Annotated in this window: 17 protein-coding genes; 7 read left to right on the top strand and 10 right to left on the bottom strand. The window is 74.0% G+C overall.

Going from position 1 to position 21306, the window contains the following annotated elements:
• Positions 1–59: 59 nt before the first annotated feature.
• Complete coding sequence (locus OG982_RS24095; RefSeq protein ID WP_266783419.1) at positions 60–1943, top strand: DNA/RNA non-specific endonuclease; 1884 nt, start codon at positions 60–62, stop codon at positions 1941–1943.
• A gap of 43 nt (positions 1944–1986) precedes the next feature.
• On the opposite strand, the gene OG982_RS24090 is transcribed toward OG982_RS24095, so the two are convergent.
• Genes OG982_RS24090 through OG982_RS24070 form a run of 5 tightly spaced genes read right to left on the bottom strand, consistent with a single transcriptional unit; the run spans position 1987 to position 7068 of the window.
• Positions 1987–2541: a DUF1697 domain-containing protein gene (locus OG982_RS24090; RefSeq protein ID WP_266783421.1), complete on the bottom strand. Its 555-nt coding sequence runs from the start codon at positions 2539–2541 to the stop codon at positions 1987–1989.
• Positions 2538–3818 (bottom strand): macrolide-inactivating glycosyltransferase, encoded by a 1281-nt coding sequence (gene mgt, locus OG982_RS24085; protein ID WP_266949240.1) that lies wholly within the window; start codon positions 3816–3818, stop codon positions 2538–2540. Before mgt ends, OG982_RS24090 begins: the two co-directional genes overlap by 4 nt.
• A 36-nt stretch (positions 3819–3854) precedes the next feature.
• On the bottom strand, positions 3855–5213 hold the full coding sequence (locus OG982_RS24080) for an ABC transporter substrate-binding protein (RefSeq protein WP_266783425.1): 1359 nt from the start codon (positions 5211–5213) through the stop codon (positions 3855–3857).
• Positions 5213–6169, bottom strand: coding sequence for a carbohydrate ABC transporter permease (locus OG982_RS24075; protein WP_266949239.1), 957 nt, complete (start codon positions 6167–6169; stop codon positions 5213–5215). The genes OG982_RS24080 and OG982_RS24075 overlap by 1 nt, the downstream gene beginning before the upstream one ends.
• A complete protein-coding gene (locus OG982_RS24070) occupies positions 6166–7068 on the bottom strand; it encodes a carbohydrate ABC transporter permease (RefSeq protein ID WP_266783429.1) in 903 nt (300 codons plus the stop codon). The genes OG982_RS24075 and OG982_RS24070 overlap by 4 nt, the downstream gene beginning before the upstream one ends.
• A 144-nt stretch (positions 7069–7212) precedes the next feature.
• Between OG982_RS24070 and OG982_RS24065 the strand changes: the two genes are divergently transcribed.
• Positions 7213–8070: a phosphotransferase enzyme family protein gene (locus tag OG982_RS24065; RefSeq protein WP_266783431.1), complete on the top strand. Its 858-nt coding sequence runs from the start codon at positions 7213–7215 to the stop codon at positions 8068–8070.
• A gap of 37 nt (positions 8071–8107) precedes the next feature.
• On the opposite strand, the gene OG982_RS24060 is transcribed toward OG982_RS24065, so the two are convergent.
• Both OG982_RS24060 and OG982_RS24055 read right to left on the bottom strand, forming a co-directional pair.
• Complete coding sequence (locus OG982_RS24060) at positions 8108–8845, bottom strand: 3'-5' exonuclease (RefSeq protein ID WP_266783433.1); 738 nt, start codon at positions 8843–8845, stop codon at positions 8108–8110.
• A 65-nt stretch (positions 8846–8910) separates the two neighbouring features.
• Positions 8911–10185 (bottom strand): SAV2148 family HEPN domain-containing protein, encoded by a 1275-nt coding sequence (locus OG982_RS24055; protein WP_266783435.1) that lies wholly within the window; start codon positions 10183–10185, stop codon positions 8911–8913.
• A 276-nt stretch (positions 10186–10461) separates the two neighbouring features.
• On the opposite strand from OG982_RS24055, the gene glgX reads away from it, so the two are divergent.
• Positions 10462–12576: a glycogen debranching protein GlgX gene (gene glgX / locus OG982_RS24050; protein WP_266783437.1), complete on the top strand. Its 2115-nt coding sequence runs from the start codon at positions 10462–10464 to the stop codon at positions 12574–12576.
• Here the strand turns inward: glgX and OG982_RS24045 are convergent.
• Positions 12561–13835: an MFS transporter gene (locus OG982_RS24045; RefSeq protein ID WP_266783439.1), complete on the bottom strand. Its 1275-nt coding sequence runs from the start codon at positions 13833–13835 to the stop codon at positions 12561–12563. The two genes, glgX and OG982_RS24045, sit on opposite strands and share 16 nt — an antisense overlap.
• An 82-nt stretch (positions 13836–13917) precedes the next feature.
• Between OG982_RS24045 and treY the strand changes: the two genes are divergently transcribed.
• Entirely contained in the window at positions 13918–16272 is a 2355-nt protein-coding gene (treY, locus tag OG982_RS24040; RefSeq protein WP_266949238.1) for a malto-oligosyltrehalose synthase, read from the top strand.
• Here treY and OG982_RS24035 read toward each other — a convergent pair.
• On the bottom strand, positions 16255–17127 hold the full coding sequence (locus OG982_RS24035; RefSeq protein WP_266783443.1) for a LysR family transcriptional regulator: 873 nt from the start codon (positions 17125–17127) through the stop codon (positions 16255–16257). The two genes, treY and OG982_RS24035, sit on opposite strands and share 18 nt — an antisense overlap.
• Positions 17128–17210: 83 nt before the next feature.
• Between OG982_RS24035 and lpdA the strand changes: the two genes are divergently transcribed.
• The 3 genes from lpdA (at position 17211) to OG982_RS24020 (ending at position 20758) form a co-directional block, all read left to right on the top strand.
• On the top strand, positions 17211–18650 hold the full coding sequence (gene lpdA, locus OG982_RS24030; protein ID WP_266949237.1) for a dihydrolipoyl dehydrogenase: 1440 nt from the start codon (positions 17211–17213) through the stop codon (positions 18648–18650).
• A gap of 306 nt (positions 18651–18956) precedes the next feature.
• On the top strand, positions 18957–20243 hold the full coding sequence (locus tag OG982_RS24025; RefSeq protein WP_266791746.1) for a M14 family zinc carboxypeptidase: 1287 nt from the start codon (positions 18957–18959) through the stop codon (positions 20241–20243).
• Between the two features lie 80 nt (positions 20244–20323).
• Positions 20324–20758 (top strand): VOC family protein, encoded by a 435-nt coding sequence (locus OG982_RS24020; RefSeq protein ID WP_266783447.1) that lies wholly within the window; start codon positions 20324–20326, stop codon positions 20756–20758.
• Here the strand turns inward: OG982_RS24020 and OG982_RS24015 are convergent.
• Complete coding sequence (locus tag OG982_RS24015; RefSeq protein WP_266783449.1) at positions 20722–21264, bottom strand: GNAT family N-acetyltransferase; 543 nt, start codon at positions 21262–21264, stop codon at positions 20722–20724. The genes OG982_RS24020 and OG982_RS24015 overlap by 37 nt on opposite strands.
• Between the last annotated feature and the right edge of the window lie 42 nt (positions 21265–21306).

Below are 21306 nucleotides of genomic sequence, written 5' to 3'. Positions count from 1 at the left end.
GGCTCCTCACCCGAGAACCCCTTGCTCGAATCGCCCGCATTGCTCGAAGGGAGCCTTCCATGGCTGCCAAGAAGCGCACCGCCACTGCCACAGCCACCCCGGCCGCCGCCTCCGCGGGCGGTCAGGACAAGCTGATCACCTCGCTCAAGCAGTTCATCCGCGCCCAGGGGTCGGGCTACCTCGCCGACCCGAACATCTCCTCGATCGGCATCGGCTACAAGGAGACGAAGGGGAAGCGCGGCAAGGAACTGTCCCTTCAGTTCACGGTCGACAAGAAGGTGCGGCCGGAGGGCGTGAACGGCCTCAGGAGCGCACCGATCCCCGCCGTCATCGACATAGGCGGCGGCGTGAAGGTGCCGACCGACGTCGTCCAGCGCAGCTACAAGCCGCATTTCCTGGTGGTCGCCGAGGCGGAGACACCGGACCGGCAAAAGCGCGTGGACCCGGTCCGGCCCGGTGTGAGCGTCGGCAACGTCAAGGTGTCCGCCGGCACCATCGGCTGCGTCGTGTTCGACAAGAACGACGGGTCGAGCTGTCTGCTGAGCAACTGGCACGTCCTGAACGGCCGCAAGGGTGAGCTGGGCGACGACGTGGTCCAGCCCGGCAAGGCCGACGACAGCCGCACCGCCCTGAACCGGCTGGGCACCCTCAAGCGCTCCCACCTCGGGCTGGTCGGCGACTGCGCCGTCTCCAGCATCACGGACCGCGAGTTCGACACGGCCATCCTCGACCTCGGTGTCACGCCGGCGCAGCTGGGCGAGCCGCAGATCGACGACAAGGTCGTCAAGAGCGGGCGGACGACCGGCGTCACGCACGGGGTGGTCAGCCGCCCCTTCGCCCGGGTCAGCATCGACTACGGGCCGCCGGTCGGGGTGCGGGAGATCGACTGCTTCGAGATAGGCCCCGACCCCAACAAGCCTGCGGACGACGGGGAGATCAGCGCGCCCGGTGACTCCGGTTCGGCGTGGCTGTTCAAGACCCGGGCCGGCCGGCCGAGCGACGTGCTGGCGGGCCTGCACTTCGGAGGCGAGAGCGACGGGGACCCGGAGGAGCGGGCGCTCGCCTGCTTCCCCCAGGCGGTCTTCGAGGAGCTGAAGATCACCCTCCAGCCGCCGGCTCCCGACTCGTTGGAGGCCGTGACCGGCTACGACCCGGGCTTCCTCGCGGTGCCGATAGCGACTCCGCAGCTGGGCGCGGCCCTCAAGGCGGACGCCGTGCAGCTGGCCGGGACCGAGGTCATTCCGTACACGCACTTCTCGCTGGCGCTGAGCGGGAAGCGGCGGTTCGCCTTCTGGGTGGCCTGGAACATCGACGGCGGCGCCATCAAGAAGATCGACCGCAGCGGGATCGAGTTCAAGAAGGACCCGCGGCTGCCGGCCAAAGCCCAGGTCGGCAACGAGATCTACAAGGCCAACCGGCTCGACCGCGGTCACATAGCGCGCCGCGCCGACCTGGTCTGGGGCCCGATGCCCGAGGCGGACCGGGCCAACACGGACTCGTTCTTCTACACCAACATCACCCCGCAGATGGACGACTTCAACCAGAGCGCGAAGGCGGGCATCTGGGGCGAGCTGGAGAACGCCCTCTTCGAGGAGGTCGAGGTCGAGGGCCTGAGGATCAGCGTGTTCGGCGGTCCGGTGTTCCACGAGGACGACCGCCCGTACCGGGGCGTGCCGATACCGCGCGAGTTCTGGAAGGTGCTCGTCTACTCCGAGAAGGGCACCCTCAAGGCCAAGGCGTTCCTGCTGACCCAGAACCTGGTCCTGGCCGAGATCCTGGAGCTGGACGAGTTCCGGGTGTTCCAGGTCAAGCTGGGTGAGGTCCAGAAGCGTACGGGGCTCAAGTTCCCCGCCGCGATGGTCCAGGCGGACACGCTGGTGGTGCCGGAGGCAGCGGAGGACCGGGCGCCGCTGGAGAGCGTGGCCGACATCAACTGGAGCTAGCGCACCGGGCGGCGGACGGTCACCCCGTCGCTCCGTTGCCCGGTCACTCCGTCAGTTCGACCAGTTTGACCACCGTGTTCCAGTTGCGGGTCGTGGCGTCGATGCCCTTCAGGAGGGCGGGTCTGGCCAGGACCTCGCCCAGTTTGGAGCGGCCCATGCCGTTCGGCGCGTAGAGGTAGAGGACCCGGTCGCCGATCCGGTACTCCTCCGGGAGGTACGAGGGCCCGTCGATGCCCGCGAACCGCTCCTCGCCCGGCTGCTCGGACAGGAAGGTGGCGTGCAGCTGCTTGCCCTCCAGTTCGGCGGCCGGGAAGGGGCAGGCGGCGGCGACGGCGCGCAGGTAGGCGCCGTCGACGACGAGGCACGCCACCTTGAAGCCGAAGCGGGCCTCGATGGCGGCCTCCAGCTCCCGGGCCAGGGTCACGGGGTCCGGCTCCGCCTCCGTTGTACTGAAGACGGCGTTGCCGCTCTGCAGGTAGGTCTGGACGTCCCCGTGTCCGAGGCCTTCCAGGACCTGGCGCAGATCGGCCATCGGGACCTTCTTGCTCCCGCCGACGTTGATGCCCCGCAGCAGCGCGGCGAATTTCCGAGTCGTCATGGGCGAACGATAGGACGGGCCACTGACAACGCGGGCAGTTCGGCCTCGATGAGGTCGGCGGCCCGTCGGGTGCCGCCCTCGGCGGCCGTCCCGGCCCGGACCACGGCGAGGCGGGCGGCCACCTCCGGGTCGGCGACCAGCGCGAGGACCGCCTCCCGGAGGGTCTTGGCATCGGCCTCGTCCATCGGGACGTGCCGGGCCACGCCCAGCCCCTGGAGCATGTCGGCGTTGCCGAACTGGTCCACCGCCTGCGGGACGGCGACCATCGGGGTGCCGGTGGCCAGCCCTTCCTGGCTGCCGCCGGCGCCCGCGTGGGTGATGAAGGCGTCGGCCCGGCGCAGGACGTCCAGCTGCGGAACCCAGCGGTGGACCTCGACGTTGGCGGGGATCTCGCCCAGTTCGCCCTCGTCGGTGAACTTGCCGATCTGGAGGACCACGTGCCAGTCGGGCAGGTCCCCGAAGGCCTCGACGCAGGCCCGGTAGAAGGCGGGCTGCCGGGTGAACGCGGAGCCGAGGGAGACCAGCAGCACCTTCTTGCCGGCGGCGGCCGCCGGGCGGTTCCAGGTGCCCTGGGTGGCGGAGCGGTCGCCCTGGCAGGCCCCGACGAAGCTGTGCACGGACTCGTCCACCCGGTCGGCGTGCGGCTGGAGGGCGCGCGGGATCAGCACGACGCTGCGGCGCGGCCGACCGACGAACCGGTCGCAGTCCTCGTCGATGCCGTTCTCGTCGAGCCAGGCGCGGAACCGGGCGTAGTACGCCTTGCCGCGCTCGGAGGCGCGCAGGTCCGCCGTCATCGGGACGCCGACCTCCTCCTCGTAGCCCGTCCAGGCGACGAGGTTCGGGGAGAGGGAGACGGCGGGGACGCCCCAGCGGTGGGCCAGGACGCGGGCCGGATAGGAGGTGATGTCGTGGAGGACCAGGTCCGGTTCGTCGCCCTCGAAGGCGGCGGCGAGCTGGGGCAGCGCCTGGACGGCGTCCTTCAGGAACGGTTCGAGGTGGTCGATGAGTTCGGTGCCCCACGCCTCGGGCTCCTCCTCGGTGGGGAGGGTGGAGCTCCAGATCACCGGGGTGGCGCCGGTCTCCGCGACTTTCTCGGCGAAGGAGGCGGGGATGGCGTAGCTGACGCGGTGGCCGCGGGCGACGAGTTCCCGGATCACCTCGATGCTCGGGTTCACGTGGCCGTGGGCGGCGATGGAGAACATGGCGATGTGCGCGGGCTTGGCGGGGGTGGCGCGCGTGGTCGCAGTGGCGGGCGTGGCCGGCTTGGCTGGGGTCATGAATCCAAGCTAACGAGACGAGACGTCTCGTGCAATTCATTTCCCGCCGGGCGGCTGCCGCTGGTAGCGGGCCAGCACCCGGTTCCCCTCCTCGACCAGGCGTTCCTCCAGCTCGGCGAGGCCGATCGCGCCGCTGTAGTACTCCTGCAGGGCCGGGGTCGCGACCTTGTCCTTCCACTCCGGGTACCCGCGCACCGACGGGGCCGGCGCCGGACTCAGCCGGTCCGCCAGGGCCGCGCCCGTGGCCCAGCCGAGCTCCGGGGTGCGCAGGGCGGGGTCGGCGAGGGCGCTCGTACCCGTCGGCAGCATCCAGTCGCCGCGCGCGAGGCGGACCATGTTGGGCGGGCTCAGCAGGAAGTCGATGAAGGCCGCCGCCTCCTTCGGGTGGCGGCTGTCGCGCGCGATGGACAGGGTCTGCGGGCTCACGCCCTGGGCCGGACCGGCCACCCCGGCCGGGGGCGGCAGCACCTGCCACTCGAACCCGGGCGGGGCCTGCTGGACGATCTGCTGGCGGTACGAGAACCCGAGCGGCACCATCGCGTACTTGCCGCCGAAGAAGCCGGGGAGGGTGTCGGACCCGCCCATGCCGAGAGTGGCGCGGGAGGCGCTGCGGTCGGTGTCGAGCTGCGCCCGGATGGTGGCGGGCACGACGGAGTCGCCCTCGGCCCAGCGGATGCCGGCCCTGCCGTCCGGCTCGCGGTGGAAGAGGCGGCCGCCCGCGGACAGGCCGAGGTTGAGGGTGGCGGAGACCGGGTCCTTGAGCGGCCAGGCGATCCCGTACCGCCCGTCGGTCGTGAGCCGCCGCGCGGCCGTACGGAACTCCTCCCAGCTCCACGGGGCCTCGGGGGTGGGGACGCGGACCCCGGAGGCGCGCAGCAGCGCGGTGTTGGCCATCAGGACCCGGGGTTCCTGGAGGAAGGGCACCCCGTAGACGCCGCCGTCGGCGCCGAGCGTGGTGGTCTCCCAGCTGCGGGCCGGGATGTCGGCCTTGAGGCGGTCGGAGAGCAGCGGCCGCAGGTCGGCGAGGTGCCCGCCGTAGGCGAAGTCGGCCAGGTCGTCGGAGGCGTCGTGGATGACGTCGGGGGCCTCGCCGCCCTCGAAGGAGGTCAGCAGCTGGTCGTGGACGCTGCTCCAGCTGCCCTGCACGTACTCGACGCGGATGCCGGGGTGGGCGGCGTTCCACTCGGCGACGAGCGCCTTGTTGGCCGCGACGGACTCCTTCTGCCAGGCGAGCGACTGGAAGCGGATCCTGACGGTCCCGTCGGGGCCCGCGCCGTCGGAGGGCGCGCCGCCGGAGCATCCGGAGAGCAGTGTGGCCGCGGCGGCGGCAGCGGCCACGAGGGCGCGCAGGCGCCGGAGCGGGCGGAGGGTGCGAACCGCACGGGGCGGGGTCATCAGCTCTTCACCGCCCCGGCCGCCAGGCCGCCCGTGATGCGCTTCTGGATGACGGCGAAGACCACCAGCGAGGGCAGGGTCGCCAGGAACGCGGCGGCGGCGAGCGGGCCGAGGTCGGCGGCCCCCTCGGCGCCGAGGAAGTGGGTCAGGACGACCGGCAAGGTCTGCTTCTCCGGGGTTTTGAGGAGGACCAGGGCGAAGAAGAACTCGTTCCACGCGGTGATGAACGCGAAGAGGGCGGTGGCGACGATCCCGGGGGCCAGCAGGGGCGCGACCACGGAGACGAGGGTGCGCAGCCGCCCGGCCCCGTCCATCGCCGCCGCCTCCTCCAGCTCGGGCGGCACGGCCCGGACGTATCCGACCAGCATCCACAGGGCGAACGGCAGCGACCAGACGACGTAGACGAGGATCAGGCCCGGCATCGAGTTGATCAGGCGGAGGTTCTTGAGCACCAGGAACAGCGGGATGATCACGAGCACGAACGGGAAGGCCTGGCTGACCACGACCCACCCGGTGGCGGCGGTGGCGAGCCTGCCCCGGCGGCGGGCCAGCACGAAGGCCGTCGGGGTGGCGAGCACGACGGCGATCACGGCGGCGCACAGCGCGGCGGTCAGGCTGTTGAGGGCGGCGTGCAGCAGGGGCTGCTCCTCGAAGGCCTGGCGGAAGTTGTCGAGGGTCGGGTCCTCGGGCAGCCAGGTGGGGTGCAGGCTGCCGAGCTCGCGCGGGGGCTTGAAGGCGGTGGAGAGCAGCCACAGGAGCGGGAAGCCGAGGAAGACGAGGTACGCGGCGAGCGCGGCGTACTGGGCGGCCCGCCCGGCGCGGCGGGTACGGGGGGTGCGGCCGGCGCGGCGGGTACGGGCGCCCCGCCCGGCGCGGCCGGCGCGGGGGGTGCGGGGGGTGCGGGGGGTGCGGCCCGCACGCCCGGTGCGGCGGGTGCCGTGGATCCGGGAGGTCATCGGGCGTCGTCTCCTTTCAGCCGTCCGGCCAGGTACCCGGCGAGCAGTACGGAGATCACGGCGACCATCACACAGCCCATCGCGGCGGCGTATCCGAACTGGCCGTAGCGGAAGGCCTCTTCGTAGGCGAAGAGCATCGGCAGGCGGGTGCGGCCGCCGGGCCCGCCGCCCGTGAGGACGTAGACCAGGGCGAACGCGTTGAAGTTCCAGATGAGGTTCAGCGCGGAGACGGACAGCGCGACGGGCCTGAGCGCGGGCCAGGTCACGGCCCGGAAGCGGCGCCAGGCACCCGCCCCGTCGAGGGCGGCCGCCTCGTGGAGTTCGTGCGGGGTGTTCTGGAGCCCGGCGAGCAGGGTCACGGTGGTCTGCGGCATACCCGCCCAGACGCCGACGAGGATCACGGCGGGGAGCGCGGTGGCGAGCCCGCTGAGCCAGTCGGTGTCGCCGCCGAGGCCGAGGCCGGACAGGGTCTCGTTCAGGACGCCCGCGTCGGGGTGGTAGACGAGGCGCCACATGATGGCGACGACCACCTCGGGCATGGCCCACGGGATGATCGCGAGGGACCGCGCCAGCCAGCGGAAGCGGAGGTTCTGGTTGAGCAGGAGGGCGAGGCCGAGGCCCAGCAGGAACTGCGGCACGGTGACGCCGACCGCCCAGAGCAGGCCGATCCGGAAGGACTCCCAGAACAGCCGGTCGTGCAGCAGGTCCTGGAAGTTGAGCACGCCGGTCCACTGGGCGGCGGCGGTGCGGCCGGACTGCGCGTCGGTGAAGGCGAGGGCGATGCCGTAGAGCAGCGGGCCGACGCTGAGGAGGAGGATCGGGACGAGCGCCGGCAGGACCAGGAACCAGGCTCCGTGATCGGCCCGCCGGCGTGCCGGGGCCGCGACGGCTGAGGTCACTTCTACCCGCCTTCCGGATGGATCACCGGGATCCGGTCCGCCTCGGTCATCGTGCGCAGGGCCCCTTGGCGCGTCAAGGCGCGCGGCAACCGGATGCGAGACTTGGCGGATTCACGACGAACCGGACGGGTGGCGGAGGGCGGCATGGACGAGGCGCGGGCCAGGGACGTACTGACGGCGGCGGGGCTCGGCCCCACGGAGCGGGCCGCGCTGCTGGCCCTCGGCGAGAACGCCGTCTTCGCGGTCGGCGACCTGGTCGTGAAGGTGGGTCGGGAGGCGGCGCTGCTGGAGCGCGCCGAGCGGGAGCTGGCGGTCGCGGCCTGGTTCGCGGACGCCGGTGTCCCGGCCGTGCGCGCGGCCGAGCCGAAGCCGCGGCTGGTGGACGGGCACCCGCTGACGGTGTGGCACCGGCTGCCGGACGCGGTCCGCCCGGCCGGTCCGGAGGACCTCGCGGCGCTGCTGCGGCGCGTCCACGCGCTGCCCGCCCCGCCGTTCGACCTGCCACCGCGGGACCTGCTGGGCGGCGTCGAGCGCTGGCTGCGGCTGGCCGGCCAGGCCATCGACCCGGCGGACGCCGCCTACCTGCGCGAGCGGCGCGACGCGTACGCCGGCGAGGTGGCCGGCCTCACCCCGCACCTGCCCCGGGGCGCGATCCACGGCGACGCCCTTCCCCGCAACGTCCACGTGGGCCCGGACGGACCGGTGCTGGTCGACCTGGAGACCGTCTCGGCCGACCTGCGCGAGCACGACCTGGTGGTGATGGCCCTGTCCCGCGACCGCTACGGCCTGCCCGCCGCTTCCTACGACGCGTTCGCCACGGCCTACGGCTGGGACGTCCGCACCTGGGCAGGCTGCGCGGTCCTGCGCGGCGCCCGCGAAACGGCCAGCTGTGCCTGGGTCGCCCAACACGCCCCGACGAACCCCAACGCCCTGGCCGAATTCCGCCGCCGCGTCACCTCGCTCCGCGACAACACCCCCGAAACCCGCTGGCACGCCTTCTGACCGGCGCGGTACCGGCGTCCCTCCGGCCCCGCCGCCCTCAGGCCGTGGCCGCGGCCGCGGCCGGGATGAGGCCGCGAAGGGGCCAGGCGGTGTCGATCACCGCGTCCGGGGTGCCCTGGCGGCGGAGGTAGGACTGGAAGTCGCGGGCCCAGCGGGCGTGCCAGGCGCTCTGGCGGTCATGCAGGTCGGCCGGGGTGAGGCCGGCCACCTCCGGGTGGCGGTCGGCTATCGCGCGGGCCACCTGGACCGCGGCCAGCGCGTCCGCCCCGGCGTCGTGCGCGTCGTCCAGGGTGACCCCGTACACCCCGCACACCGCCTCCAGCGTGCGCTTGCCGCGCCGGTAGCGGTCCACGGCCCGGTCGATGGTCAGCGGGTCCACCACCGGCCCCGTCTCGGCCCCGCCGAGCCGGTCGGACAGCGACGGCAGCCCGTGCCGGGCCAGCTCCGCGGACAGCAGCGTCAGGTCGAAGGCCGCGTTGTAGGCGACCACCACCGCGCCGCGCCGCCAGTGCTCCACCAGGACGGCCGCCACCTCCTCCGCGACCTCCCGCACCGGGCGGCCCTCCGCGACGGCCCGAGCCGTGCTGATCCCGTGGATCGCCGAGGCCTGCTCCGGGATCGGTATCCCCGGATCGGCGAGCCAGCCGCGCCGCTCGCGCACCTCGCCGCCGCGTACCTCGACCACCGCGGCCGTCACGATCCGCGACTCCCCCGGCTCCGTCCCCGTCGTCTCCAGGTCGAATCCGACCAGCGCTCCCCCGTGCCACGCCACCATGACGCGCCCCTCCCCCGTACATCCATCCGGTCAACGACTTTCAGCCTGCCACGGGGCACTGACAGTCACGACACCGGGCGGGAGTCCTCCCACACGGATTCGAATTCCTCCCGGTACGTCGGGAACAGTCCGTGGTCCGCGTCCTTCGCCGCGCCCCGCCCGCCGCCACCGCGCAGGACCAGCACCGGGGCCTCCATGCCCCGCGCCCGCCGCAGGTACGACTGGACCACCGCGATGCCCGAGGACTCCCCCTCCACCAGGTAGGCGGTGAAGCGCGGGGTCTCGTCGAAGACGTGGATGTCGAACCGCGAGGGGTCCTTCAGCCCCGCCCGCACCCGGCGCACGTGCAGGATGTTCATCTCCACCGACCGGCTCAGCTCGCCCTTGCGCAGCCCCAGCTCCCGCTCGCGCCGCTTGACGGCGCTGCTCGCCGGGTTCAGGAACAGCAGCCGCACCCGGCAGCCCGCCTCCGTGAGGCGGACGAGTCTTCGGCCCGAGAAGTTCTGCACCAGCAGGTTGAGGCCTATGCCGATGGCGTCGAGCCGCCGCGCGCCCCCGAACAGGTCCTCGGCCGGCAGCTGCCGCTGGAGCCGCACCCGGTCCGGGTGGACCGAGATGACGTCCGCGTACCGGTCGCCCACCAGGTCCTCGACGGCGTCGATCGGCAGCCGGTCCGCCGCCGGGCTGCCCGCGCCCCCGCCCAGGACCTCCAGCAGCCGTGCCGAGGCCCGTTCGGCCTGCTCCAGCACCGCCCGTGACAGGGCCCGGTTGCGGGAGACCACGTTCCGGGTGACCTCCAGCTCGTCCAGCGCCAGCTCGATGTCGCGCCGGTCGTCGAAGTACGGCTCGAAGCAGGGCCAGTGCTGGACCATCAGCTCCCGCAGCTGGGGCAGGGTGAGGAAGCTCAGCACGTTGTCGTCGGCCGGGTCCAGCAGGTAGCCCTTGCGCCGGCTGACCTCCCGTACCGCCACGGCGCGCTGCACCCACTCCTGCCCGGCGGGCCCGGCTGCCGCGACGACCCAGTCGTCCTGCCCGTGCACCGGCTCGTAGATCGGGCGCAGCACCGCGCCGACGACGGCCCGCAGCCGCTGCTCGACGAGATTCAGCCAGATGTACGCGCGGCCCGCGCGCTGGGCCCGGGTGCGGACCTCGCTCCACGCCTCAGCGCCCCAGTCCAGCTCGGCCCCGGTGCGCACGTTCCCGGTCGACGACGGGGCCAGTGACACCGCCCCGGCCGGCACCCCGGCGGGCGCGCCGCCCGGCGCCCCGCCTGCGGCATCAGCCGGGCCGCCCTCGTGACCGCTGTCACCAGGGGGCAGCTCCAGACCTCCCGAGCTCACCCGTGCACCGCCTTCTGCGTCTGGACGCCCGTCTCCAGTGATCACGGAAGGGTACTCCGCGCGTGCGCCCCGACGCAGCCCGACGGGCCGTACGCCGCAGGTCCGTTGACCCATTATCCGATGCCCGCATAGTCCGTTGACCCGCATATCGGCTCTCCGGGTCACCCGGTGGGAGCATCCCAAGTCCCCGCTTGGGGACCCTCTTTCGGGGAAGATCTGGCAGTGACGTGGTCCACGCCGGATCAAGCCCGTCGCAGAGGGGAAGAGTCGTTATCCATGCAGGTCTGGCCGGGACAGGCGTATCCGCTCGGTGCCACGTACGACGGCGCCGGCACCAATTTCGCGGTCTATTCGGAGGCCGCCCGACGCATTGAGCTGTGTCTTTTGCACGACGACGGCTCGGAGACCGCCGTCGAGCTGCGGGAGACGGACGCCTTCGTCCGGCACGCCTACCTGCCCGGCGTGATGCCGGGTCAGCGCTACGGTTTCCGCGTGCACGGCCCGTACGAGCCCGAGCGCGGGCAGCGCTGCAACGCGGCGAAGCTGCTGCTCGACCCGTACGCGCGGGCGATCGCGGGCAGTGTCGACTGGGGCGAGGAGGTGTACGGGTACCACTTCGGGCGGCCCGATTCGCGCAACGATCTGGACTCGGCGCCGCACACGATGAGTTCGGTGGTGGTGAATCCGTACTTCGACTGGGCGAACGACCGCCCGCCGCGCCACGAGTACCACCACACGGTGCTGTACGAGGCCCACGTCAAGGGTCTGACCATGCGCCATCCGGATCTCCCCGAGGAACTGCGCGGGACGTACGGGGCGCTCGCGCACCCGGCGGTGATCGGCCACCTCACCAAACTCGGGGTGACGGCGCTGGAGTTGATGCCCGTGCACCAGTCGGTCAACGACCACCGTCTCGTGGACGACGGGCTGAGCAACTACTGGGGCTACAACACCATCGGGTTCTTCGCCCCGCACAACGGCTACGCCTCGGGCGACCGCGGCCAGCAGGTGCTGGAGTTCAAGTCGGCGGTGCGGGCGCTGCACGAGGCGGGGATCGAGGTGATCCTGGACGTGGTCTACAACCACACGGCGGAGGGCAACCACCTGGGGCCGACCCTGTCGTTCCGGGGGCTCGACAACGCCTCGTACTACCGGCTGGCGGACGATCCGCGGCACTACACGGACACCACGGGGACCGGGAACTCGCTCCTCATGCGCTCCCCGCACGTGCTCCAGCTGATCATGGACTCGCTGCGGTACTGGGTCACCGAGATGCACGTGGACGGCTTCCGCTTCGACCTGGCGGCCACCCTCGCCCGGCAGTTCCACGAGGTGGACCGGCTGTCCTCGTTCTTCGACCTGGTGCAGCAGGACCCGGTGGTCAGCCAGGTGAAACTGATCGCGGAGCCGTGGGACCTGGGCGAGGGCGGCTACCAGGTGGGCAACTTCCCGCCACTGTGGACCGAGTGGAACGGCAAGTACCGCGACACCGTGAGGGACTTGTGGCGCGGGCAGCCGCGCACCCTCGCGGAGTTCGCGGGGCGGCTGACCGGCTCTTCGGACCTCTACCAGGACGACGGGCGGCGGCCGCTGGCCTCCATCAACTTCACGACCTGCCACGACGGTTTCACCCTGCACGACCTGGTCTCGTACAACGAGAAGCACAACGAGGCCAACCGCGAGGGCAACCGGGACGGCGAGACGCACAACCGGTCCTGGAACTGCGGGACCGAGGGTCCGACGGAGGATCCGGAGGTCCTGGAGCTGCGCGAGCGTCAGATGCGCAACTTCATGGCCACGCTGATGCTGTCGCAGGGCGTGCCGATGCTCAGCCACGGCGACGAGTTCGCCCGGAGCCAGGGCGGCAACAACAACGCCTACTGCCAGGACAACGACCTGTCCTGGGTGACCTGGCCCGAGCCGGGCAAACCGGCGCCCGGGTTGTTGGAGTTCACCCGGCAGATGGTGTGGCTGCGGCGCGACCACCCGGTGTTCCGGCGGCGCCGGTTCTTCCACGGGCGGCCGGTGGAGGGCACGCACGACGAGCTCTCCGACATCGCCTGGTTCACCCCGTACGGCGAGGAGATGCGGGCCCGGGACTGGCAGGCGCAGCACGCGCGGGCCCTGACGGTGTTCCTCAACGGCGAGGCGATCTCCGAGCCGGGCAGCCGCGGGGAGCGGATCACCGACGACTCGTTCCTGCTGATGTTCAACGCGGGGGCCGACCCGCAGGACTTCACCGTGCCCGCGGGGCACGGCGCGCAGTGGCGGCTGGTGGTGGACACGGCGCGGGCGGACGTCCTGCCACCCGGCACCGGGCCGCAGTACGCGGCCGGGGACCGGGTGGCGCTCACGGGGCGGTGTCTGGTGGTGCTTCAGCGGCCGGCGTAGGCGACCCCTTCGGCCGGGGTCAGCGCCGGCGCGGCGGTGTGGTGGGTGCGGGCGGCCGGGACCCGGGTGGCGAGGGCCAGGCCGAGGGACAGCGCGGCCGCGCCCACGGCGACCGCGAAGGCCCCGGAGGGCCCGTACCACTCGGCGAGCCGCCCGGAGACGGCGAGTGCGAGGGCCTGCCCGGCGACCAGCGAGCTGGCGGCGAAGGCCATCGCCTCGGCGAGCCGGGCGGGCGCCACGGCCCGCTCGGTGAGCGCGAACGCGGTGATCAGGTGGGGGGCGTAGGCGGCCCCGAGGACGGTGACGACCGCGTACAGCGGCGCCAGGGTGTCGGTGAGGAGGAGGGGTACGGAGAGCAGCAGCGCGGCGCCGGTGGCCACCCGCCAGCGCAGCCGGAGCCCGATGCGGGCGGGCAGCGCGCCGAGCGCGAGGCCGACGGCGGCGCTGACGACGCCCATGGCGGCGTAGACGATGCCGGCCTGGCCGGGGACGCCCAACTGCGCGGTGAGCGCGGCGATTCCGGCCTGACAGCCGCCGAACATGGCGCCCTGGAGGGCGAGCGAACCCCGCACGGCGTACACGACGCGCGGCTGCCGGGTCCGGACGCGGCCCTTGGCGGCGCGGGCCCGGTCCGCCGCGGGCAACCCGGCCGTGACGGCGGCGGTCGGGTGCAGGGCGTAGGCCGTGCCGAAGACGGCGACGAGGGCCGCGGCGCCGCCGAGGGCGACGGCTGGGTGGGCGATCAGCGCGGCGAGCCCGACCAGGGCCGGGCCGATGACGAACGAGACCTCGTCGAGGGTGCCTTCGAGCGAGTGGACGGCGCCCACCACGCCCTCGCCGGACCCCGCGCGGTGCGCGAGGGCAACGGAGCGGGTGCGGGCGAGCGGGCCGATCAGCGGTACGGAGGCGCCGGTGACGGCCCCGAGGGCGGCGAGCGGGAGGGTGGCGAGGCCGCCGAGGGCCCCGGCGACGAGGGCGGCGGTGGCGACCGCGTTGACGGCGGCGGCGGTCAGCACCACGGGGCGTTGCCCGTGGCGGTCGGAGAGCCGACCGAGGACGGGTCCGCAGACCACCTGGCCGGCGGAGAGGGTGCCGCCGACGATGCCGGCGGTGGCGAGGGAGCCACTGGTCTCGGCGACCAGCAGGACGCTCCCGAACTGGGACATCGCGACGGGCAGTCGGGCGAGGAAGGACATGAGCGGCAGGAGGGGCCCGGTCAGGGCGATGACTCTTCGATAGGTGTCGACGGTTCCAAACACTTGATCAACGCTAACTCCATGCGATCACCCGGATGCATTGGGTAATGGCACGGAATCCCGCAGGGTGGGTACGTACGTTCTCATGAGCCAGCCGTACGCGCGCCCCCGATCGGAACCTGACGTTCCGACAGCCGTCACCCAGGCGTCACCCACGTCGACGTACCGCCTCCAGCTGGGCCCCGACTTCCCGTTCGCGGCGGCCGGGGAGGCGGTGTCCCACCTCGCCTCGCTCGGCGTCTCCCACCTGCACCTCTCCCCCGTACTGGAGGCGGTCCCCGGCTCCGATCACGGGTACGACGTCACCGACCACACCCGGGTGCGCCCGGAGCTCGGCGGCGAGCCGGGGCTGCGGGCCCTGGCGGAGACCGCCCGGGCTCACGGGCTCGGCCTGGTCCTCGACATCGTCCCGAACCACATGGCCGTACCGCGGCCACTGCACCTGAACCGGCCGCTGTGGGAGGTGCTGCGGGAGGGGCCGCACTCCCCGTACGCGCGCTGGTTCGACATCGACTGGGAGGCGGGCGGCGGGCAGGTGCTGCTGCCGGTGCTGGCCGGGCCCCTCTCCCCGGGCGAGCTCACGGCCGACGGGGAGCTGCTGCGCCACGGCGACCACGTGTTCCCGCTGCGGGCGGGGACGGCCGGACTGCCGCTGCCGGAGCTGCTGGCCGCGCAGTGGTACCGGCCCGCGTGGTGGCGGGAGGCGCGGACGCAGCTCAACTACCGCCGCTTCTTCACGATTTCCGAGCTGATCGGGGTCCGGGTGGAGGACCCGGGGGTGTTCGAGGCCACCCACGCCAAGGTGCTGGAGCTGGTCCGGGACGGGGTGGCCGAGGGGCTGCGGATCGACCACGTGGACGGGCTGGCGGATCCGCAGGAGTACCTGCGGCGGCTGCGGACGGCCGTCGGGGACGGGTGCTGGGTGGTGGTGGAGAAGATCCTGGCCCGCCGGGAGCGGCTGCCGCGCGACTGGCCGGTGGCGGGCACCACCGGGTACGACGCGCTGCACCGGGTGGACGGGCTGTTCACCGACCCGGAAGGGGTACGCGAACTCGCCGCGCGGTACGTGGAGTTCACCGGCCTGCCCGACTGGGAGGAGACGGCGGCGGCCTGTGCGCGGGAGGTCCTGACCGGCGATCTCGCCGCGGAGCTGGCGGCGCTGGAACGCCTGGCTGGGCCGGAACATGCCGCAGCCGTACGGGAGTTGCTGATCGCATTTCCGGTCTACCGGCCGTATCCGGGCGGCCCGGGGCTGCCGCCGCGGGCCCTGGAGCGGGCGGCCGAGGCCGTCGGCGCCGAGGCGGTGGCGTCCGTACGGGACCTCCTGCTGCGGGATCCGGCGTTCGCGGCGCGCTTCGCCCAGACCTCGGCGGCGCTGCGGGCCAAGTCCCTGGAGGACCGGGCGTTCTACCGGTACGCCCCGCTGCTGTCGGCCACGGAGGTGGGCGGGGACCCGGGGGATCCGGCGGTGCCGGTGGCGGAGTTCCACGCGTACTGCGCGGAGCTGGAGCGGGACTGGCCCGCCTCCGGGACGGTGTTGTCCACGCACGACACCAAGCGCAGCGCGGACGTCCGGGCCCGGATCGCGGTGCTGTCGCAGGCACCGGGGCTGATGGGCGGGCCGGCGCCGGCCGACGGCGCGGACCCGCAGCTCGCCTGGGTGGCCCGGCAGAGCGCGCTCGGCCTCGGGGAGGCGCCGGACCGGGCGACCCGGCTGACCGAGGCCTTGCTGAAGTCGGCCCGCGAGGCCGGCCTGCGCACCACCTGGACCGACCCGGACGCGGCGTACGAGGCGGGTATCGACGCGCTGGTCCCGGGCCCGGGGATCGAAGCGCTGCTCCCCGGCCCGCCCGGCGACCCGGTGGACGTCGTCGGGCCCGGGGCGGCGGAGTTCGCGGGCGCCGCGCGGGCCAACGTGCTGGGGATGACGCTGCTGCACCTGGCCATGCCGGGGGTGCCGGAGATCTATCAGGGCGCCGAGACCGAGTACCGGGCGCTGGTCGACCCCGACAACCGGCGCCCGGCCCGCTTCCCCCGGGAGGAGCTGGCCCGGCTCGACGCGGGCGCCGCCCCACAGGGCGCGGCGGACGAGAAGCTCGCCCTGACGGCGGCGCTGCTGCGGCTGCGCCGCGACCGGCCGGGGCTGTTCAGCGGCTACGCCCCGCTCGCCGCGCGCGGCCCGGCGGCCGGGCACTGCGTCGCCTTCGCCCGGGGGGCCGGCCCGGGGGCGGGGGCCTCGCCCGGGCTCGTCGCGGTGGCCACCCGGCTCTCGCTCCGGCTCGCCGGGGCCGGCGGCTGGCGCGATACCGCCCTGGCCCTGCCGCCGGGCCGCTGGGCTCCCCTGGGCCAGGAGGGCTCGTACGGCTCGTACCTGGGCGAGACGCCGCTGGCCGAGCTGTTGCGCGACCGGCCGGCGGTGGCGCTACTGCGCGTCGAGTAGCCGGGCGAAGGCCGCGGCGGCACCGGTCAGCGGGACCCGGGAGAACACCGCCAGCGGCCGGTGCCACGGCGGATCCAGGGAGAGCAGCACGCAGTCCTCGCCGACGGCGCCCCGGACCATGTGGGCCGGGGCCACGACGACGCCCACCCCGGCGGCGGCCATCCGCACCGCCGTCGAGGTGTGTTCCGTACGGAGCACCGTGCGCGGGGTGAAGCCCACCCGCCCGCACGCCCAGTCGATGAACGCCTCGCCGTGCACCACGGGCTCCATCGCGCAGCGGATCCAGTCCCGGTCGGCGAGCTCGGTGAGCCGGACGGCGCCCCGCCCAGCGAGCGGATCGTCGAACGGCACGACCAGGACGAGTTCCTCCTGCCCGACCGGAAGCACCGGACCGCTCCAGTCCTTGGGCTCCGGCCCCACGGCGAGGTCGGCGACGCCCCGCTCCAGCTGCTCCTCCAGAGCCTCGGTGGACCCGTACTCGCGCAGCACCAGCGCCACGCCGGGGTGCAGCTCCCGCCAGCGGGCGGCGACGGCGGGCAGCAGGCCGACCGCGACCGCGTGGACGGTGGCGACGTGCAGCTCCCCGCCGGTCGCCCCGGCCGCGGCGCGGGCGGCCCGCTCGGCCTGCCGGGCGCTGCGGACGGCGAGCTGGGCGTGCGGCAGGAAGGCGCGGCCCATGGCGGTGAGCCGGACCGCGCGCGGCATGCGCTCCAGCAACGCGCCGCCCACGGACCGCTCCAGGGCCTTGACCTGGTGGGAGAGGGCGGGCTGGGTGACGTGCAGGGCCTCGGCGGCCCGGGTGAAGGAGGACTCCTCCACGACAGTGAGGAAGTACTCCATCTGGCGCAGGCTCATGAGCAGGAAGCATAAAGAGCGTGCATGGAACCGAGAAGATCATTGCCTTGGATTCATCGCAACGGGCCGCGCAGGCTGGCCACATGAACACCGAGACCAGCGTGAGCACCGAGACCATCCCCGACACCGCGGACGTGATCGTGATCGGCGGCGGAACCGGCGGCTACAGCACCGCCCTGCGCGCCGCGACCCTCGGCCTGAGCGTCGTCCTCGCGGAACGCGACAAGGTCGGCGGGACCTGCCTGCACCGCGGCTGCATCCCCAGCAAGGCGATGCTGCACGCGGCCGAACTCGTTGACGGCGTGGCCGAGGCGCGGGAGCGGTGGGGGGTCCGGGCGAGCGTGGAGTCCGTGGACTGGGCCGCCCTGACCGCGACGCGGGACGGCATCGTCGCGCGCAACCACAAGGGCGTGGAGGGGCACCTGGAGCACGCGGGCGTGCGGGTGGTGCGCACCGGGGCCCGGCTGACCGGGCCGCGCTCCGTGCGGACGCAGGACGGGCGGGAGTTCACCGCGCGGCGCGGCGTCGTGCTGGCCACCGGCTCGCGGCCGCGCGTCCTGCCGGGGCTGGAGCCGGACGGGCACACCGTCGTCACCAGCGACGACGCGTTGTTCGCGCCCGGGCTGCCGGGGTCGGTGCTGGTGCTCGGCGGCGGGGCGATCGGGGTGGAGTACGCCTCGTTCCACCGCTCGATGGGCGCGGAGGTGACGCTGGTCGAGGCTGCGGACCGGCTGGTTCCGCTGGAGGACGCGGACGTCTCGCGGCATCTGACGCGGGGGCTGAAGAAGCGCGGGATCGACGTGCGGACCGGGGCCCGGCTGGAAGGGGTCGAGCGGCCGGCGGGCGGGGGCGTACGGGCCACCGTGCGGGGTCCGCGCGGGGACGTGCGGGAGCTGACGGCGGAGCGCCTGCTGGTGGCGGTCGGGCGGGTTCCGGTGACCGACGGGCTGGACCTGGCGGCGGCCGGACTGGCCACCGACGGGCGGGGGTTCGTGGCGCCGGCCGACTGGTCGCGGCTGGAGACGGCGGTCGCGGGGATCCACGTGGTGGGCGACCTGCTGCCGCCGCCGTCGCTGGGGCTGGCGCACGCCTCGTTCGCGGAGGGGCTGCTGGTGGCCGAGACCCTGGCCGGGGTCGCGAGCCCGCCGGTGGACTACGCGGCGGTGCCGAGGGTGACGTACTCGTCGCCGCAGACGGCGGCGGTGGGGCTGACGGAGGCGGAGGCGCGGGCCGCGTCGTACGACGTGGTGGTCAACACGATGCCGTTGACGGCGGTGGCGAAGGGGATGGTGCACGGGCAGGGCGGCTCGGTGAAGGTGGTCGCGCAGCGGAACGGGCGGGTGCTGGGCGTGCACCTGGTGGGGCCGCACGTGTCGGAGATGATCGCGGAGAGCCAGCTGATCGTGGGCTGGGACGCGGAGCCGTCGGACGTGGCGCGGCACGTCCACGCCCATCCGACGCTGTCGGAGGCGGTGGGCGAAGCCTTCCTCACCCTCGCCTCCCGAGGCCTCCACCAGCAGTAGCGCCCCCGAGCCGCGCCCGGCCCGGCCCGGCCCGGCCCGGCCCGGTCAAGCCTGGCAGGCGACCTCGGCGTTCGCGTCGCCGTCGCCGCCGCAGCCGTCCGTGCCGGCGCCGCCGCGCGCCGCCGCTGCCCGGACCGCCCCGGAGGGGGCGTCGGCGGCCTCGCCGGCGAGTTCGATCGGAGTTCGATCGGCTCTCGGCCGCCCGTGCGGGCGCTGGGGTGGCGAGGCTTTGGCCAGGGGTTTCTTCGGAAAATGGTGGGGCGTGCGGAGCAGTAGGGGGCATGCGCGGCGGGCATGGCATCACTTGTGACCCTCATCCGTGACATGTGCTATCCCACCCCGCACGAACTGGCCCTGGCCGCCCGCGCGCTGGCCGACGCCGAGCCCCGGCTGGTCCGGCTCCGGCAGGCCGGGACCTCCCGGGGCGGGGCTCCGCTCTGGCTGCTCTCCGTGCGACCCGCGAGAGCGTCCCGGCACGTGCTCGTCGTCGCCGGAGCCCACGCCAACGAGCCCGTCGGCGGCGCCACCGCCCTCGACCTCGCCCGCCGCGTCATCCGCGACCCCGCGCCCCGCGCCGGGTGCGGCTGGCACTTCCTGCTCTGCGCGGACCCCGACGGCGCGGCCCTGCACCGCACCCCGCGCCCGTACTCCCTCCTCGACTACCACCGCAACTTCTTCCGGCCGCCCGGCCCCGAACAGCCCGAGTGGGCCCCGTCTTTACTGCCCCCGGACCGGCTGCCGCCCGAGACCCGCGCCCTGACCGCCGTCATCGACGAACTCCGGCCGGTCCTCCAGGTCTCCCTGCACGGCACCGACCTCGGCGGCTCCTGGGTCCAGCTCACCCGGGACATACCGGGCCTCGCCGAGCCCTTCGGCAAGTCCGCCGCCGAACTGCGCATCCCCGTGGAGACCTCCGCGTCCGACGCGGCCGGCTGGCCCTCCCCCGGCGCGGGGATCTTCGTCATGCCGGAGCCCGCTACCAACGCCGCCGGGGCCTTCCACCCGGAGGACACCCGGCTCAGCACCTGGTACCACGCCCACCGGTACGCCGGGACCACCGCGATCGTCGAAGTCCCCATGTGGGCCTCCGACCTGGTGGACGACCCGGCCCCGCACCCCGACCCGCGCGGGGCCCTGCGGATGCTGGCCGCCCGGCTCACCGTGGACGCCGCGCGGGTCGCGGCCGTACGCAACGGCCTCCCGGACGGCATCGCGGACGGCGGGGCGGACGGTGGCGACGGCGCCGCGCCGCTGCTGCGGGCCGTGGACTGGACGCTGGCCCTGATCCCGCTGATCGCCGCCGAGTGGACGGGGCCCGGCGCGCCCACCGAGGCCACCGCCGCGTACATCGGCAGCATCGACGCCTTCGGTCGCCGCCTGTCGCTGCGCGCCGCCGCGATGCTGCTGCGCGTCCTGCGCGTGCGCCACCATCCGGCGGCGCCCGGGCTGGACCGGCTGGTCACCGGCTGGTGCGAGGAGTTCGCGGCGCGCTTCCAGGCCCGCTGGGTGCCGGTGGCCACCCAGGTGGAGCACCAGTCCCGGACCGTACTGGCGGCGTACGAACGGCTCGTGGCGGTGACGCCGGACCCGTGAGAGCGACCGGGGCGCGTCCGGCGGCGGCGGATCCCGGACCGATCTGGCCAGAGCGGGTTCCAAGATCGTATGGTCGGGCCATGCCTCAGGAAACGTCGTCCCAGCCCGCCGCCCCGGCCGTCGGTGCCGCGACCCATGTCCGGGTGGCCCGCCCCTCCCGGGACCTCGCCGCAGCCGAACGCTTCTACGTGGACGGCCTCGGCCTGGCCGTGCAGTGGCGCACCACCGAGCGCGTACCGGGCGAGCACGACCTCGTGATGGTCGGCCCGCCGGGCGGCGCCTGGCACTTCGAGCTGACGCACGACCCCGAACACCCGCTGGAGCCGACGCCGACGGTGGAGGACCTGTTCGTGGTCTACCTCGGCGCCCCCGTGGACGAGGCCCTGGTCGACGCCCTGGTGGCGGCCGGCGGAACCCGCGTCCCCGCGCACAACCCGTACTGGGACGAGTACGGCGTGACGGTCGCCGACCCGGACGGCTACCGACTGGTGCTCTGCTCCCGAACCTGGGGCTGAACAGCGCCGGGAACCTCCCACCCGTACCGGCGCTTCGCCGTGCCCGTCGCCCCCAGCCGGTCGTAGAACCGGATCGCGCCCTCGTTCCAGTCCGGGGTCTGCCACTGCACCTGGTCGAGGCCGAGCTCCCGCGCGAGCCCGGCCACGCCCTCCATCAGCGCGGCGCCCAGACCGTGCCCCCGGGCGTCCTCGGCGAGGTAGAGGCAGTCCATGTGGAGGTAGTGCCGGGCGTCCCAGAACGCGAACTCCGCCGAGCAGGCGGCGTATCCGGCGACCGTGCCGTCCGGGGTCTCGGCGAGCAGCACCCACAGCCGGGCGCCCTCGGCGAACAGTTGCGGGCCGAGCCGGCCGGCGAGTCCCGGCGGGCGCGGGGCGGACCGCTCGTACGCGACGTGCTCGTCGACGAGTTGGACGAGGCGGGGCAGGTCCTCGGGCCGGGCCGGCCGGACGACGGGAGCGGCCCGGACCGCGGGAGTGGCCGGGGCTACGGGAGTGGCTTCTTCCATGGGCCCCATCCTGCGCCCCGCCCGGATCCCGCCGCCCACCGG

Origin of the sequence: Streptomyces sp. NBC_01551 (assembly GCF_026339935.1) — a bacterium.
Lineage (GTDB): Bacteria > Actinomycetota > Actinomycetes > Streptomycetales > Streptomycetaceae > Streptomyces.
The sequence above is the reverse complement of the archived record's forward strand: the minus strand, read 5'-3'. Positions and strand labels throughout refer to the sequence as shown.

Excerpts from the sequence above, each read along its gene's own strand:
- OG982_RS24075 (WP_266949239.1), bottom strand. The coding sequence starts at position 6,169 with ATGACCTCCCGGATCCACGGCACCCGCCGCACCGGGCGTGCGGGCCGC.
- OG982_RS24065 (WP_266783431.1), top strand. The coding sequence starts at position 7,213 with ATGGACGAGGCGCGGGCCAGGGACGTACTGACGGCGGCGGGGCTCGGC.
- lpdA (WP_266949237.1), top strand. The coding sequence starts at position 17,211 with ATGAACACCGAGACCAGCGTGAGCACCGAGACCATCCCCGACACCGCG.
- OG982_RS24020 (WP_266783447.1), top strand. The coding sequence starts at position 20,324 with ATGCCTCAGGAAACGTCGTCCCAGCCCGCCGCCCCGGCCGTCGGTGCC.
- OG982_RS24035 (WP_266783443.1), bottom strand. The coding sequence starts at position 17,127 with ATGAGCCTGCGCCAGATGGAGTACTTCCTCACTGTCGTGGAGGAGTCC.
- mgt (WP_266949240.1), bottom strand. The coding sequence starts at position 3,818 with ATGACCCCAGCCAAGCCGGCCACGCCCGCCACTGCGACCACGCGCGCC.
- OG982_RS24080 (WP_266783425.1), bottom strand. The coding sequence starts at position 5,213 with ATGACCCCGCCCCGTGCGGTTCGCACCCTCCGCCCGCTCCGGCGCCTG.
- OG982_RS24060 (WP_266783433.1), bottom strand. The coding sequence starts at position 8,845 with ATGGTGGCGTGGCACGGGGGAGCGCTGGTCGGATTCGACCTGGAGACG.
- glgX (WP_266783437.1), top strand. The coding sequence starts at position 10,462 with ATGCAGGTCTGGCCGGGACAGGCGTATCCGCTCGGTGCCACGTACGAC.
- OG982_RS24090 (WP_266783421.1), bottom strand. The coding sequence starts at position 2,541 with ATGACGACTCGGAAATTCGCCGCGCTGCTGCGGGGCATCAACGTCGGC.
- OG982_RS24095 (WP_266783419.1), top strand. The coding sequence starts at position 60 with ATGGCTGCCAAGAAGCGCACCGCCACTGCCACAGCCACCCCGGCCGCC.
- treY (WP_266949238.1), top strand. The coding sequence starts at position 13,918 with ATGAGCCAGCCGTACGCGCGCCCCCGATCGGAACCTGACGTTCCGACA.
- OG982_RS24015 (WP_266783449.1), bottom strand. The coding sequence starts at position 21,264 with ATGGAAGAAGCCACTCCCGTAGCCCCGGCCACTCCCGCGGTCCGGGCC.